This window comes from Aquirufa antheringensis, assembly GCF_004307425.1.
Lineage (GTDB): Bacteria > Bacteroidota > Bacteroidia > Cytophagales > Spirosomataceae > Aquirufa > Aquirufa antheringensis.
In genome coordinates this window covers 119,642-134,090 of sequence record NZ_SEWZ01000004.1, presented here as the reverse complement: position 1 = coordinate 134,090, position 14,449 = coordinate 119,642, and the positions used below count along the sequence as shown (strand labels likewise).

Annotated in this window: 15 protein-coding genes; 10 read left to right on the top strand and 5 right to left on the bottom strand. The window is 41.5% G+C overall.

All coding sequences use genetic code 11. The features are described 5' to 3' along the window. Nucleotides 1–36: 36 nt before the first annotated feature. From fucP to EWU21_RS09135, 10 genes are all read left to right on the top strand, one after another. Nucleotides 37–1,362, top strand: a complete 1,326-nt coding sequence (fucP, locus tag EWU21_RS09180) for an L-fucose:H+ symporter permease (RefSeq protein WP_130896666.1) — start codon at nucleotides 37–39, stop codon at nucleotides 1,360–1,362. Then, entirely contained in the window at nucleotides 1,362–1,697 is a 336-nt protein-coding gene (locus tag EWU21_RS09175) for an L-rhamnose mutarotase (protein ID WP_130896665.1), read from the top strand. The genes fucP and EWU21_RS09175 overlap by 1 nt, the downstream gene beginning before the upstream one ends. Further along, nucleotides 1,694–3,343, top strand: coding sequence for a UxaA family hydrolase (locus EWU21_RS09170; RefSeq protein ID WP_130896664.1), 1,650 nt, complete (start codon nucleotides 1,694–1,696; stop codon nucleotides 3,341–3,343). The genes EWU21_RS09175 and EWU21_RS09170 overlap by 4 nt, the downstream gene beginning before the upstream one ends. A gap of 163 nt (nucleotides 3,344–3,506) precedes the next feature. Then, complete coding sequence (locus EWU21_RS09165; protein ID WP_130896663.1) at nucleotides 3,507–4,247, top strand: SDR family NAD(P)-dependent oxidoreductase; 741 nt, start codon at nucleotides 3,507–3,509, stop codon at nucleotides 4,245–4,247. Nucleotides 4,248–4,251: 4 nt separating this feature from the next. Next, nucleotides 4,252–4,926, top strand: a complete 675-nt coding sequence (locus EWU21_RS09160) for an SGNH/GDSL hydrolase family protein (protein WP_130896662.1) — start codon at nucleotides 4,252–4,254, stop codon at nucleotides 4,924–4,926. Nucleotide 4,927: 1 nt separating this feature from the next. Continuing rightward, complete coding sequence (locus EWU21_RS09155; protein WP_130896661.1) at nucleotides 4,928–5,767, top strand: fumarylacetoacetate hydrolase family protein; 840 nt, start codon at nucleotides 4,928–4,930, stop codon at nucleotides 5,765–5,767. Continuing rightward, entirely contained in the window at nucleotides 5,764–6,597 is an 834-nt protein-coding gene (locus EWU21_RS09150; RefSeq protein ID WP_130896660.1) for an amidohydrolase family protein, read from the top strand. Before EWU21_RS09155 ends, EWU21_RS09150 begins: the two co-directional genes overlap by 4 nt. After that, nucleotides 6,594–7,376: an L-fucose dehydrogenase gene (locus tag EWU21_RS09145; RefSeq protein WP_130896659.1), complete on the top strand. Its 783-nt coding sequence runs from the start codon at nucleotides 6,594–6,596 to the stop codon at nucleotides 7,374–7,376. The genes EWU21_RS09150 and EWU21_RS09145 overlap by 4 nt, the downstream gene beginning before the upstream one ends. Next, a complete protein-coding gene (locus EWU21_RS09140) occupies nucleotides 7,373–8,437 on the top strand; it encodes a D-TA family PLP-dependent enzyme (RefSeq protein WP_130896658.1) in 1,065 nt (354 codons plus the stop codon). The genes EWU21_RS09145 and EWU21_RS09140 overlap by 4 nt, the downstream gene beginning before the upstream one ends. Further along, entirely contained in the window at nucleotides 8,428–9,486 is a 1,059-nt protein-coding gene (locus EWU21_RS09135; RefSeq protein WP_130896657.1) for a dipeptidase, read from the top strand. The genes EWU21_RS09140 and EWU21_RS09135 overlap by 10 nt, the downstream gene beginning before the upstream one ends. Here the strand turns inward: EWU21_RS09135 and EWU21_RS09130 are convergent. The 5 genes from EWU21_RS09130 to EWU21_RS09110 are packed head-to-tail and all read right to left on the bottom strand — an operon-like array spanning nucleotide 9,483 to nucleotide 14,448. After that, nucleotides 9,483–10,199, bottom strand: a complete 717-nt coding sequence (locus tag EWU21_RS09130) for an SDR family NAD(P)-dependent oxidoreductase (RefSeq protein WP_130896656.1) — start codon at nucleotides 10,197–10,199, stop codon at nucleotides 9,483–9,485. The genes EWU21_RS09135 and EWU21_RS09130 overlap by 4 nt on opposite strands. A 1-nt stretch (nucleotide 10,200) precedes the next feature. Next, nucleotides 10,201–11,916, bottom strand: coding sequence for an IlvD/Edd family dehydratase (locus tag EWU21_RS09125; RefSeq protein ID WP_130896655.1), 1,716 nt, complete (start codon nucleotides 11,914–11,916; stop codon nucleotides 10,201–10,203). Then, nucleotides 11,909–12,547 carry a hypothetical protein gene (locus EWU21_RS09120; RefSeq protein WP_130896654.1) on the bottom strand — a complete coding sequence of 213 codons (639 nt, stop codon included), beginning with the start codon at nucleotides 12,545–12,547 and terminating at the stop codon, nucleotides 11,909–11,911. Before EWU21_RS09120 ends, EWU21_RS09125 begins: the two co-directional genes overlap by 8 nt. Further along, on the bottom strand, nucleotides 12,540–13,706 hold the full coding sequence (locus tag EWU21_RS09115; RefSeq protein ID WP_130896653.1) for a MalY/PatB family protein: 1,167 nt from the start codon (nucleotides 13,704–13,706) through the stop codon (nucleotides 12,540–12,542). The genes EWU21_RS09120 and EWU21_RS09115 overlap by 8 nt, the downstream gene beginning before the upstream one ends. Continuing rightward, complete coding sequence (locus EWU21_RS09110) at nucleotides 13,678–14,448, bottom strand: N-acetylmuramoyl-L-alanine amidase-like domain-containing protein (protein WP_130896652.1); 771 nt, start codon at nucleotides 14,446–14,448, stop codon at nucleotides 13,678–13,680. Before EWU21_RS09110 ends, EWU21_RS09115 begins: the two co-directional genes overlap by 29 nt. Nucleotide 14,449 lies beyond the last annotated feature (1 nt).

Below are 14,449 nucleotides of genomic sequence, written 5' to 3'. Positions count from 1 at the left end.
AGCAGTGTTTTGACTTTATAAATAAATTAATTCAACATGGCATTACCTCTAAACTATAAAAAAACAACCCTAAAGAATTCAGAATCCACTTCTTATACGATTCCCTTAATCCTAGTCACTAGTTTATTCTTCTTGTGGGGACTTGCTAATAGCTTAAATGGTTCCTTAGTCAAACAATTCCAAACTGCCCTAGATTTGCAGCGCTGGCAAGCCAATATCGTGGAGACGGCCTTTTATTTTGGGTATTTCGCGATGGCACTCCCAGCCGGATATGTCATGAAAAAGATGGGCTATAAAGCAGGAATCCTAATGGGCTTAGTACTTTATGCCGCTGGATCTTTTCTATTTTACCCTGCAGCAGAAGTACGTATTTATGGCTTTTTCTTAGCAGCCTTGTTCTTAATGGCTTCTGGAATTGCCTTTTTAGAGACTGCTGCAAACCTTTATGTGACGGTATTAGGAGATCCTAAAAAGGGAGATTTTAGATTAAACCTAGCTCAATCCTTTAATGGTATGAGTATTATTTTAGGACCTATCATCGGTGGATTATTCATCTTCTCTGAGAAAGAATATACACGAGAAATGATTCAGGCGCTTCCTGTTGCAGAAGCAGAAGCCATTCGGATAAGCCAAGCCGCTTCTGTACAAATGCCCTATCTAATCATCGGACTTGTCGTAGCATTAGTTGCCATATTGTTTGTATTCACCAAAATGCCAGAATTACAATCAGCAGAAGAATCAAACGGCAAAGTAACTATAGCGAGTTTATTAAAGCGTAAACATTTGGTATTAGGGATATTAGCGCAGTTTTTAAATGTAGGGGCACAGGTTTCACTTTGGGGGAATTTTGTGGATTTGAAATTGGATTTGGCCAAAAACGACAATTTGTGGATTGTAGATAAAATCTACCAAATATCAGATACGATGAGTCCTACGCAGATTGCTAGTTTCCATGCTTCCTTTGCTTTTATCTTGTTTTTACTAGGTCGATTCATAGGAACTTATTTGATGGGAAGAATTGCCTCAAACAAAGTGTTAGGCATATATGCCATAGGAGCAGTGATCTCTGTAGCCGTGGCGATGTTCGGAGGAGGACTAGCTGCTTTATTGGCTTTGATAGCTGTCTATTTCTTCCAATCCATTATGTTCCCGACCATTTTCGCCTTGTCTTGCAAAGGCTTAGGTGACGGATCTAAATTAGCATCCTCTTTAATCATTATGTCCATTGTAGGTGGGGCACTTGTTCCTCCGTTAACCGCATCTTTATTCAAAATAGGTACGGTAGCAGCATTGAGCGTACCTTTATTGTGTTTTACTTATATTATCTATTTCGCTTACAAAGGATTTGAAATCAAAGACTAATGCAACGATTTATCTTATTTCTAGACTTGAAGGATGACCCTGAATTAATCAGGGAGTATGAGAAATACCACGAGTCCATTCCTACAGAAATTGAAGATAGTATACTTTCTTCAGGAATAGAATCCATGCAAATCTTTCGTTTTGAGAATAGACTTTGTATGGAAATTATTTCAAATGATGAATTTAGTTTTGCCAAAAAAGGGGAGATGGATTCCCTTAACCCAGCCGTACAAGCCTGGGAAACCTTGATGTCGAATTACCAAAAAACAATCCCTGGAACTCCAGCAGGAGCCAAATGGGTACTTGCCAATACCATATTTAGCCTAACAAAATGAGCCAAACATTCCTACAAATTAACCCTACTGACAATTTACTTGTTGCCTTACAAGATCTTCCTAAAGGAACTGTTATTCAGCACAACGGCAATGAAATTACGCTTCAAGATGATATAGCAGCTAAGCATAAATTCACCACGGAAGCCATCGCTAAAGAGGGAAAAGCAACGATGTATGGCGTTTTAGTAGGACTTGCGAGTCAAGATATTCCCAAAGGAGGGCTCATTCACACCTTCAATTTACATCACGCTGCCACTGATTTTGTGGGAAAACAACAGGAGTATAATTGGACTGCGCCTGATGTATCAAAATTCCAAAACAGAACATTTAATGGCTACCACCGCGCAGATGGTCAAGTAGGTACTCAAAACTATTGGTTAGTCATTCCCCTGGTTTTCTGCGAGAACAGAAATATCGAATTATTAAAGAATGCGTTCTTAAATGGTTTGGGCTTCCAAAAAATGGACCCATTCACTCAAAAGGTGCAACAATTAGGTAAGCAACTAGCTGAAGGAAAAGCACTAGAAATAGACACGGCTTCTTCTGCCTCCGTTTTAGTTCATAAATCATCCCAATTCCCGAACGTAGACGGTATCAAATTCTTAACGCATGAAAGTGGATGCGGCGAGAATAAAGACGATTCCTTAAATCTATGCGCCTTATTAGCGGGTTATTGCCTAAATCCGAACGTTGGCGGAATAACTGTTTTAAGTTTAGGATGCCAACATTCTCAAATTGAGGTTTTTAAAGAGAAGTTGAAAGAAAAAGATCCGAATTTCTCTAAGCCATTATACATCTTTGAGCAACAACAAGATAATGGCAGCGGGGTAGAGAATATGTTGAATGAAGTGATTCTACAAACATTTAAGGGTCTAGTGGAAATCAATAAACAAACGCGTAAACCGGCTCCTTTATCCGCATTACGCGTAGGTGTTAAATGTGGTGGATCAGATGGATTCTCGGGAATCTCTGCGAATCCAGCTATTGGGCATACCGCAGACTTAGTCGTAGGACTAGGTGGAACGGTGATGATCGCTGAATTCCCTGAATTATGTGGTGTCGAACAAGAACTTCAAAATAGATCAGTGACTAAAGAAATCGCTGACAATTTCGGTTTCTTAATGCGCGAATATGCAAGACGCGCTGCCTTGGTAGGCGCAGGTTTTGATATGAACCCATCTCCAGGTAACATCAAAGATGGTCTCATCACAGATGCGATCAAATCTGCGGGAGCCGCTAAAAAAGCCGGTTCATCACCTATCGAAGATGTGTTAGGCTATGGCCAATACGTAACTAAGAAAGGCTTAAACCTGGTATGTACTCCTGGAAATGATGTTTTAGCAACAACGGGTATGGCCGGTGCTGGTGCTACCATTCAATTATTCACTACAGGCCTAGGAACACCCACAGGTAATCCAATCAGCCCCATGGTGAAATTATCAACCAACACTAAACTAGCTGTGAAACTGCCTGAAATTATCGACATCGATTGTGGTCCAATCATTTCCGGTGAAAAGACGGTAGAGCAAATGGGTGAGGAAGTTTTAGAATACATCATTCAATTAGCCTCTGGAGAGATTAATACGAAAGCGATGGATCTTGGCCAAGATGACTTTATGTTCTGGAGGAGAGGGGTATCGCTTTAAATGGTGAATGGTGAATGGTGAATGGTGAATGATAGATTATAGAGTAGAGAGTATAGAGTAAAAATAATGACTAGCGACTTTCGACTAGTGACTAGCGACTAGCGACTAGCGACTATCGACTAGCGACTAGCGACTATCGACTAGTTACTACCGACTAAAAAATATGTTCAAACTAACTAACAAAAAAGTCCTCATCACCGGCGGATGCTCCGGCATCGGACAATCCATTGCGCTAACTTTCTTAGCACAAGGAGCGGAGGTGCATGTTTTGGATTTAAAGCCATCTGCAGAACCTATGCCGGATGAAATCACCTTTCATCAGGCTGATATTACTTCACTGGAGGCGGTAGAAGCCATTGCTGCAGAATTGAAATCGATAGATATCCTAGTGAATAATGCAGGGATTCCGCAGATTGGTAATTTGGAGAAAACGAGTCCATCAGACTTCCAACGCATCTTTGATGTCAATGTAAAAGGGGCTTATCATTGTATGTATGCTTTTATTCCAGCTATGATGGAACAGAAATCAGGGGTAATATTGAATATGGCCTCGGTGGCAGCCTCGGTGGGAATTCCAGATCGTTTTGGGTATTCGATGACAAAAGGAGCCATCAAATCGATGACTCAATCGGTGGCGAAAGATTACGTAAAACAGGGTATTCGTTGTAATTGTATATCACCAGGAAGAGTCCATACGCCGTTTGTGGATGGGTTTATTGCCAAAAACTACCCAGACCAACAAAAAGAAATGTTTGAGAAACTTTCTGCTACTCAACCGATAGGTCGAATGGCGAAACCACAAGAAATTGCGCATTTAGCTTTATATTTATGTTCCGATGAAGCCGCTTTTATCACAGGGTGTGATTATCCAATCGACGGTGGATTCATTTATTTAAACAACTAAACCTATGAAAAAACAACTGATTTGCCTGTTATTGATTTTGGGAACCTCACTGAGTTCATTCAAGAAAGACGGTCCTAAGCGTATTATTTTCTTTGGAGATTCCATCACTCAAGCGGGAGTAGGAAAGACCGGGTATATTACCAAAATGACCGAAATGATTGCCGCACAAGGCCTTTCGAATCAGTATGAGTTAATCGGAGCCGGCATCGGAGGAAATAAAATTTACGATTTATACTTACGCCACGAAGAGGATGTGGTCGCTAAGAATCCTAATTTAGTCATTATTTACATCGGTATTAATGATGTTTGGCATAAAACAAGTTCACGTACGGGTACGGATGCGGATAAGTTTGAAAGATTCTATACTGCTTTAATCAAGAAGATTCAAAAAGCTAATGCTCAAGTAGTTATCTGCACACCTACAGTGATCGGAGAGAAGTTTGATAACTCAAACGAGAACGATGGAGACTTAAATGCTTATTCGGCCATCATCAAGAAAATCGCTAAAGACAATAGTGTTCAATTGATCGATTTGCGCAAAGCCTTTATGGATTACGAGGCTAAAAACAACATCGAAAACAAGGCATCAGGTATCCTGACATCGGACCGCGTTCACTTAAATGAAACAGGTAATCAGTTCTTAGCTGATACGATGTGGGACGTTATTAAAAAATTATAAGATGAAATTAGCTAGAATCGGAGAAGAGGGGGCTGAAAAGCCCTGTATTTACCAAGATGGTACCTATTATGATGTGTCATCCCGTTTTATAGATTTTAACGAATCCTTTTTTCAACAGAATGGCGTAGCAGAATTAGCTCAACTACACCCAAGTGATTTCCCAGTCATATCCGGACGATTAGGTTCTTGTGTAGCAAGACCGAGTAAAATCGTATGTGTAGGCTTAAATTACGCGGATCATGCCAAAGAAACAGGAGCAGAGATTCCTAAGGAACCCATTTTATTCTTCAAGAGCACGACAGCCCTTTCTGGGCCGAATGACGATATCATTATCCCCAAGAACTCGACGAAGACAGATTGGGAAGTAGAATTAGCCATTGTGATCGGTAAAAAGGCCTCCTATGTTTCTGAAGCCGATGCCTACGATTATGTAGCAGGTTATTGCTTGCACAATGATCTATCTGAACGTGAATACCAATTAGAACGTGGTGGAAACTGGTCCAAAGGGAAGGGATGTGATTCATTTGCGCCTTTGGGACCCTATTTAGCGACAAAAGAAGAGATAAAAGACGTACATGCCTTAAATATGTGGCTAGATGTCAATGGGAAACGCTTTCAAACAAGTAATACCAATCAACTGATATTTAATGTTCCTCAAGTCGTTTCCTATATCTCTCAATTTATGACTTTATTGCCTGGCGATGTCATCAGCACGGGTACACCTCACGGCGTGGGATTAGGCTTTAATCCTCCTATTTATTTAAAGCCAGGAGATGTAGTTACCTTAGGCATGGATGGATTAGGGGAACAAAAACAATTGGCAAAAGCTTATCAGGGATGATTGATGCACATCAACATTTTTGGAATTACAACGAAGAGCGAGATACCTGGATAACACCAGAGATGTCCGTTCTTCGGGCTGATTTTTACCCAAACTACAGCGAACGTCTATTTAAAGACCAAGGTTTTACAGGCTGCGTGGCTGTCCAAGCGGATTCTTCTGAAGAGGAGACCTTATTCCTATTAGCATTAGCGGAACAAAATGATTTCATTCAAGGAGTTGTAGGTTGGGTGGATTTACAAAGTCCCAATATTGAAGATCGACTGGCTTATTTCTCCCAATTTGAGGCCATCAAAGGTTTTAGACATATCGTTCAAGGGGAAAAAGATCCGAATATTCTGGCTAGTTCAGCATTTATCCGAGGCGTCAAAACACTCGCCAGCTTCGATTTAAGCTATGATTTATTGATTTATCCGTATCAAATTAAATCGGCTATTACTTTTTGTGAATCCTGCGATGAACAAAAAATCGTATTAGATCATTTGGCCAAAGCCCCACTTAAATCAGGGAATATCCAAGAATGGAAGAAAGATATTCAAGCGTTTGCTGACTTATCGCACGTTTCCGCTAAAATATCGGGGATTGTGACGGAGGCAGCAGATCAATCTTGGACACAGGAACAAGTAAATGAGATTGTGGAGGTGGCTTTAGACGTTTTTGGTCCACAGAGACTACTGATCGGAAGTGATTATCCAGTTGTTTTAGTCAATTCAACGTTAGAACGCTGGGTTACCTCATTTCAAGAAGCGCTTAAAGGGTTGAACGCGTCTGAAAAAGAACTGATCTACCATCAAAACGCCATCGAATTTTATCAATTAGAGACACTATGAATTTAGGATTAAGAGAGAAAGTGATTATTGTGACTGGTGGAGCCAAAGGTATAGGAGAAGGAATTTCCGAGTCTTTGGCCTTAGAATCTGCCATGGTAGCCATTGTAGGAAGAAACGAGGCAGATAATCTGCGTTGCATTGAAAAAATTCAAGCGACTGGTGGACAAGCGTTTTCCTTCGTGGCTGATTTAAGCAATCCCTCCGAATGCCATCAAGTAGTTGAAAAAGTGGCTACGATGTTCGGGAAAATTGATGGATTAGTTAATAATGCAGGTTTAAATGACGGAGTAGGCCTAGAAACAGGTAATTACGAGAAATTCATTCAATCCATTAACGCAAATTTGACCCATTACTATTTAATGGCTCAAGCAGTATTACCTTATTTGAAAAAAAGCAAAGGGGCTATCGTTAATATCGGATCGAAAACAGCAGAAACAGGACAGGGAAACACCTCTGGATATGCAGCTTCGAATGGAGGACGCAACGCCTTAACGAGAGAATGGGCGCTAGAATTGCGTGATTATAACATTCGAGTGAATTCGGTCATCGTGGCAGAATGTTTTACGCCTATGTATGAGAAATGGATTGAGACGTTAGAAAACCCGAAGGAAAAATTAGCCAGCATTACCAGCAAAATACCTTTAGGTCAACGAATGACCACAAAAGAAGAAATAGGCGATATGGTCACATTTTTGATGTCTCCTAAATCAAGTCATACCACCGGACAAATCATCCATGTAGATGGGGGCTATGTTCACCTAGATCGAGCGATTTCATGAGAAATTTGGAAATCTTTGAAAGCCCGGGATTAATCGTATATCCTGATCGGGTAAAACGTAATATTGCCAAAGTCATCGAAATGGTGGATGGTAATCCTGCACGCTTGCGTCCGCACATCAAAACACATAAAACAAAAGAAGGAAACGACTTATTATTAGCAGCGGGAATCACCAAATTCAAATGTGCTACTATCGCCGAAGCGGAACTATTAGCGCTTTCAGAAGCGCCAGATGTGCTTATTTCCATGCAATTGATCGGACCTAATTTGGACCGTTTTAAGGAATTAGTAACCCATTATCCTAAAACAAAATTCTCCTCTATCGTAGATGATGCATTTGCCTCATCCGAGCTGAATCGCATTTTTACAGACCTTTCAGCAGGAGTTTTTGTGGACCTCAATATGGGGATGAATCGCACGGGTATTTTACCTGCTAAAGCTTTGGCTTTAATTCAACATATAGAAACTTTGCCTAATGTCACTTTGCGGGGTTTACATGCCTATGATGGTCATATTCGGGACAAAGTATATGAGGATCGGGTGAAACACGTGGAAACTGATTTCACCTCATTCTACAAACTTCTAGAGCGCTTAAACCGTTCTGATCTAGAATTAGTCGTATCCGGAACCCCTAGTTTCCTGGTGCACCACAAAAATCCCCAATTTACGTGTAGTCCAGGAACCTTTATCTTTTTCGATGCAGGTTATGCGGCCTTATTTCCAGAAAACACCTTTGAATTTGGAGTAGAGATTATCGCTAGAATCATTTCAAAACCTACCGATACCACTATTTGTCTTGATTTAGGTCATAAATCGGTGGCGGCTGAAAATCCGATAGATAATCGCGTTCGCTTCCTGGATCATCCAAATTGGGTATTAAAGTCCCAAAGCGAAGAACATGGCATCGTGGAAGTAGGTGATAACTCAGCTTACACTATTGGTGAAATCGTCCGAATGATTCCTTATCATATTTGCCCTACAGTTAATCTACATTCCCATCTTCAAGTCATTGATGGTGGTTTATGGGAAGTGAAAGCTAGAAATCGCAGACTATGCTATTAATCGACGCCCATTTAGATTTAAGTATGAACGCGCTCGAGTGGAATCGAGACCTGCGCGCTAACATTCAAGAAATCAATGATCGAGAGAAGCATTTAACAGATAAACCTGATCGTGGCAATGCGACCGTAAGTTTAGACGAATTACGAAAAGGGAATATAGGCATCGTCGTGGCCACTCAAATCGCTCGCTATGTGGCACCTGATTCCACATTACCCGGTTGGAATAGTCCCGATCAAGCCTGGGCACAAACGCAAGGCCAATTAGCCTATTACAAAGCATTAGAGAGAACAGGAGATCTTCGTCCTATTCGAAATAGATCCGAATTAGACGATCATTTAACGCAATGGGAAGCTGATGGGCATACCATCGGCTATATTTTAAGTTTAGAGGGAGCTGATTCTATAATTTCACTAGAGTATTTAGAAATAGCCTATGAATTTGGTTTACGTGCCTTAGGTCCAGCTCATTATGGTCCGGGACGTTATGCACAAGGTACGAATGCCAAGGGCGGAATGGGAGCGAGGGGACGTGATTTATTGCACAAAATGACGGATCTACAGATCATTTTGGATGCGACGCATTTATGTGATGATAGTTTTTGGGAGGCGATGGAATACCACCAAGGTCCCGTTTGGGCTAGTCATCAAAATTGCCGTGCCTTAGTGGATCATAATCGTCAATTCAGTGATGAACAATTGAAAGAGATTATTTCGCGAGGAGCAGTGATTGGCATGCCGATGGATGCGTGGATGATGGTTCCAGGTTGGGTGAGAGGGGAATCCACACCACTAAACAAAAATGTAACCCTAAACACGCTAATTGATCATTTAGTGCACGTTTGCGACCTAGCAGGAAACACGAATCATGTGGGATTGGGCACCGATTTAGATGGAGGGTTCGGTAGAGAGCAATGTCCTGCCGATATTGAAACGATTGCTGATTTACAAAAACTACCTGAATTGCTATTGAAAAGAGGATTTTCGGATAATGATATCGTCAAATTTTGTCACCAAAACTGGCTTGATTTCTTAGAAAAGACCTGGTCTTAGGCCTTTGGCGGAGGACTTATGCTTGTCCAGCCACCATCCACAATTAATGTTTGACCTGTGATATGCTTTGCTTTGTCACTCAAAAAGAAACAAACCGCTTCTGAAATATCTTGAACATCTGCAGGCTTCCCTAAAGGTGTCAATCTACTCCATTCCAGTAAATAGTTTTCGTCTTTCTCCGTACGTTCTGTCATGGTAGCACCAGGTGAAACCGCATTGATGCGAATTTGGACAGGGGAGAGGTCGATGACTAAGTTTTGGACTAATTGATTTAACGCCGCTTTTGTCATCCCATACGCCGCTAAATCTGGATGCGCTTGATGCCCCGTAACAGAAGAAGTGACCACAATAGAACCAGGATTACCCGCTTTGCGAATGGCTTTTGCTACTTCTTGAATCAAGAAAAAAGTCCCTTGAATATTCAAATCCAATAAAGACTTCATAGAAGCTGGACTATAATCCCAAAAACTCCCAAAGGTAGTAACCCCCGCATTACAAACACAACCAGCTAAATCACCTGGTAATGTTTGCGCATAAGCCACTAACTCTTGGATAAACTCGTAAGAACTAACGTCACCGGCCTTCGCGTAGGGTCCAGATAAAAGAGTGGGATCAATGTCATTCATGACCACTAAATGCCCCTCCGCCATCAATTGCAATACAATTTGATGCCCGATCCCTTGGCCAGCTCCGGTGACAATATACACTTTCATACTAATGTGAATCGCGAGTTACAATCGAACCTGATCCACCTTTCAAGAAATCGAAATCAGCCCCTTGATCTGCCTGTTCGACATGATCAATGAAAAGACCTACATAACCACGAATCGTTTTAGGCTTTTCAAAAGGTTGTGCTACTTTACGAGCTGCTAATTCTTCCTCTGAAACTTCCCAATTTATCGTTCTATTTTCGACATCTAAGGCAATGTAATCCCCATTCTGCACCCAATTTAATGGTCCACCAGCGGCGGATTCAGGAGAAACATGAAGAATAACCGTACCAAAACCCGTACCACTCATTCTACCATCAGAAATACGAACCATATCTTTGACTCCTTTTTCCAATAGCTTCTTCGGAATTCCCATATTACCTACCTCTGCCATCCCTGGATACCCTTTAGGCCCCACATTTTTCAAGACCATCACCGAATTTTCATCGACTTCTAATTCAGGTGAGTCAATTCGCGCGTGGTAATCTTCAATATTTTCAAAAACAACGGCTTTTCCTCGGTGCTTAAATAATGCTTTAGAGGCTGCAGATGGTTTCAAGACAGCACCATTGGGTGCTAGGTTTCCACGAACCACCGCTATTCCTGAATCCGGTTTAAACGGAGCATCAAAAGTAGAAATGATGGAAGGCTCGTAAATAGGTGTATTTTCAATGTTCTCGCCCACTGTTTTTCCATTTACCGTGACGATAGACGTATGTAAATGTTCCTTCATTTGATTCATCAAAGCAGGAAGTCCACCTGCATAATACAAGTCTTCCATAAAATGCTCCCCAGAAGGTTGAATATTAGCCAAAAGCGGAATGTTACGCGAGAATTCATCGAAATCATCCAGTTTCAAATCTACGCCTAATCGACCCGCAATAGCCGTTAAGTGAATCACAAAATTGGTCGAGCCACCTGTTGCTGCATTGACGCGAATGGCATTTTCGAAGGCTGGACGCGTTAATACTTTGGACATCTTCAAATCCTCATTCACCATCTCCACAATACGACGTCCAGAATGCTGTGCAAGCACTTTTCTACGGACATCTGCCGCTGGAATGGCCGCATTTTGTGGTAAACTTAAACCTAAGGCTTCCACCATCGTCGCCATCGTAGACGCCGTACCCATCACCGCACAATGACCTGGCGTTCTAGCCATACAGGCTTCGGCTTCAATAAATTCTTTCTGCGTTAACTCTCCTAGTTTATAGGCTTCAGCGAAACGCCAAACATCAGATGTTCCAATTTCCTTCCCCTTAAATTTCCCTTTCATCATGGGTCCACCCGAGATAACCAAGGTAGGCAAATCGACACTACAAGCACCCATCACAAGAGAAGGAGTCGTTTTGTCGCACCCACACATGAGCACCACACCGTCAATAGGGTTCGCGCGAATGGATTCTTCCACGTCCATACTCGCTAAATTGCGGTACAACATCGCGGTAGGTTTGATTAAGGTTTCGCCCAAAGACATCACCGGAAACTCTACTGGAAATCCACCCGCCTCAATAATTCCTTTCTTCACAAATTCCGCTAATTCCCTGAAATGAGCATTACAAGGTGTTAATTCTGACCAGGTATTGCAAATACCAATAACCGGTTTCCCTTGGAAATAATCATCTGGGATACCTTGATTTTTCATCCATGCCCGGTAGATAAATCCATCTTTACCGGTCTTTCCAAACCACTGCTGCGAACGCAATTCAACTTTACTCATTTTCTTTTTCTAGGTCTAAGGTTTTAGAGAGAACAAAACTTCCGTCCGCTCCATATTTATAATAACAAGCGCGAATCCCCGAAGAGATCTCCGCATAAGGATCATTTTCATAGCCAAAAGAATGCACGATGGCCGCTTTTTCTAAATACAAACTATCTGCCCCCGCATAGCCTAAACGCTGCCGGCCCATAACCGAAGGAAATCGAATGGCCCGAATTTTCCCACTTTCATATTCAAAAGCAAAAATTCGGTAGTTTTTACCCTGCCAACCAGCTACCCAAAATTCTGGCTTCTCATTTCCATTCAAATCAGTGGCCAAGACTGAAGATGCTTTGAAATTAGCTACATTTTTTTCTAACAGAACCGCGTGGCTTTTCTCCAATCGAATTATTCCAGCATCTACAGTAACCGTAAAGTCTTCGAAGGCAGATGTCAACTCAGAGGCCCTAGTTTTCGACACGGTGTCATCCACCGCTATCTGGGCCAATGAATCACCATATGCCTTCACCACATCCACATCTGTTATCTCTGTTTCCTCTGGCTTGTCATCTAATTCTCCTATATAAACGAAAATATAGGCCAAAAAACCTAACAATAGCACGAACAAGAAAAACTTCAACAACTTAGCCATTGGTAATCGATTTCATGCGTTCAATTGCTTTTTCTAGAACTGCTCGTGGACAAGCAAAATTCAGCCGAATAAAATTCCGACCCTTGAATTGCTCCCCACGTAACACGTGAACACCGGCATCCCAACATTTCTTTTGGAAATCACCCCATAGAGCTTCATCATATTCAATCCAGGCTAAATAGGTCCCTTCCAGAGGCTGCATAGCTAAACCAGGAGTAGAACGAACAAAATCCAAAAGTAAATCATGATTCGCACGTAAATAAGGTAGAAGCTGCGCTAACCACTCTTCCCCATGAGCATAAGTCGCTAACATCACTTCAATACTATGTCTGGATAGCATGGAGAAGAAGCCAGCGGAAGCTTTGGTGAATTTATCTCTTAGTATAGGATCAGGTATAACGGCAACAGCACCACCTAATCCTGCTGTATTAAACGCCTTAGAGGTGGCGAAGAAACTAATGATAGGCTGTTTCTCAAATCGACCAATCGAAATATGCTCCGACTGAGGATACAAGCGCAAATCAGCGTGAATCTCGTCAGAAACGATGGTTACGTTGTATTTCGCACAAAGTTCCACCATGCGCAAGATTTCTGTTTCATTAAAAACAGTCCCACCAGGATTATGCGGATTACACAAAAGAAAAACTTTCGGCCCTTTTTGAAGACCACGTTCGAAATCTTCAAAATCATAGGTCCAGCGATCGCCTTCCTTAATCATTTCAAACGTAATCAGTGGGCAATTAACCCATCCAGCTACTAAATGAAAGGGATGATATACAGGAACTGCGGTAATAATTCCTTCCTTCTCATTGGTTAAGGCCGCACAGGCAGCAGTAATGCCGGGAACAATACCAGGAATCCAAACTTGTGAATCAAACGATGTAGTCCAAGCATAATCGAGTTCAATTTTATGCTGAGCCGCTATTTTCAACGTTTCAGGAACAATAGAGTAACCTAATATACCATGAGCCGTGATACGATCCAACGCCTGCAAAATTTCATCTGCCACCGGAAAATCCATATCTGCCACTGGCATGGGTAACATATCTAGATGAGCAGGGTAAGTCACATTATCCCATTTGAACGAATGGGTTTGACGGCGATCAATAATTTGGTCGAAATTGTATTGTTTAATGGGCATATTCCGGTCTAAAGACATTAAATCCTATCATTGAAGGATGATTCTTTAAATATACGGAAATTGATTCAACTGATTGACACACTTTTCGGCGATCTTGAGAAGCGTGGACTAAATAATATTGACCCTTTTGTTGGCGAATAAAGCCTACATGTTGGTAATCAAGGTCTTTCCGCTTTGAAACGAAGGCTATAACGTCACCCGATTGAAGAAAAGATGACACCTTAGAAAAGGATGCGCTAGGAACATAAGTCATTGGCCCTAAATCTTTTTCCATTTTCTGAATGTCAGGGAGCACAATCATCCATTTTTTAGGAGCCAAAAATTGCGACAAAAATTCCACTTTTTTAACCGCTAAAACGCGAAAATAAGAAGGAATAACCTGTTTAAACAAGCCTTTGTCCTCCATTTGAAGAAATGTGGCGCTCAAATAATGATTCCTATTTTCATAGGAGATAGGCTTTCTGGCATAACGAATCCGCTCTAATTCACGAAGGAATGTAGAATCAACTCCTTTGGACCGGTATAAACTCCACACATTCTCCACAAAGGTCACGCAATCTAAACCAGAAAAATCCACCACAAACTTCTCCGGGTTTTCTTTCGATAAAGCATGAGAGGTATAGGGAAGGCCATAAAATTGCTCCGCAATCAACAAGGGATTACGCTTTTCTCGCGCTGCTTGAATCCGAAGCAAAACTGCTGAAGGAATTACCTGAGAAAAAGCGATGAAAGGGAAAAGCAAAAATACCCAGACTTTCATG

What these genes read in the sequence shown, in the direction of transcription:
- fucP (WP_130896666.1), top strand. Translation starts at nt 37, where the DNA reads ATGGCATTACCTCTAAACTATAAAAAAACAACCCTAAAGAATTCAGAA.
- EWU21_RS09175 (WP_130896665.1), top strand. Translation starts at nt 1,362, where the DNA reads ATGCAACGATTTATCTTATTTCTAGACTTGAAGGATGACCCTGAATTA.
- EWU21_RS09170 (WP_130896664.1), top strand. Translation starts at nt 1,694, where the DNA reads ATGAGCCAAACATTCCTACAAATTAACCCTACTGACAATTTACTTGTT.
- EWU21_RS09165 (WP_130896663.1), top strand. Translation starts at nt 3,507, where the DNA reads ATGTTCAAACTAACTAACAAAAAAGTCCTCATCACCGGCGGATGCTCC.
- EWU21_RS09160 (WP_130896662.1), top strand. Translation starts at nt 4,252, where the DNA reads ATGAAAAAACAACTGATTTGCCTGTTATTGATTTTGGGAACCTCACTG.
- EWU21_RS09155 (WP_130896661.1), top strand. Translation starts at nt 4,928, where the DNA reads ATGAAATTAGCTAGAATCGGAGAAGAGGGGGCTGAAAAGCCCTGTATT.
- EWU21_RS09150 (WP_130896660.1), top strand. Translation starts at nt 5,764, where the DNA reads ATGATTGATGCACATCAACATTTTTGGAATTACAACGAAGAGCGAGAT.
- EWU21_RS09145 (WP_130896659.1), top strand. Translation starts at nt 6,594, where the DNA reads ATGAATTTAGGATTAAGAGAGAAAGTGATTATTGTGACTGGTGGAGCC.
- EWU21_RS09140 (WP_130896658.1), top strand. Translation starts at nt 7,373, where the DNA reads ATGAGAAATTTGGAAATCTTTGAAAGCCCGGGATTAATCGTATATCCT.
- EWU21_RS09135 (WP_130896657.1), top strand. Translation starts at nt 8,428, where the DNA reads ATGCTATTAATCGACGCCCATTTAGATTTAAGTATGAACGCGCTCGAG.
- EWU21_RS09130 (WP_130896656.1), bottom strand. Translation starts at nt 10,199, where the DNA reads ATGAAAGTGTATATTGTCACCGGAGCTGGCCAAGGGATCGGGCATCAA.
- EWU21_RS09125 (WP_130896655.1), bottom strand. Translation starts at nt 11,916, where the DNA reads ATGAGTAAAGTTGAATTGCGTTCGCAGCAGTGGTTTGGAAAGACCGGT.
- EWU21_RS09120 (WP_130896654.1), bottom strand. Translation starts at nt 12,547, where the DNA reads ATGGCTAAGTTGTTGAAGTTTTTCTTGTTCGTGCTATTGTTAGGTTTT.
- EWU21_RS09115 (WP_130896653.1), bottom strand. Translation starts at nt 13,706, where the DNA reads ATGTCTTTAGACCGGAATATGCCCATTAAACAATACAATTTCGACCAA.
- EWU21_RS09110 (WP_130896652.1), bottom strand. Translation starts at nt 14,448, where the DNA reads ATGAAAGTCTGGGTATTTTTGCTTTTCCCTTTCATCGCTTTTTCTCAG.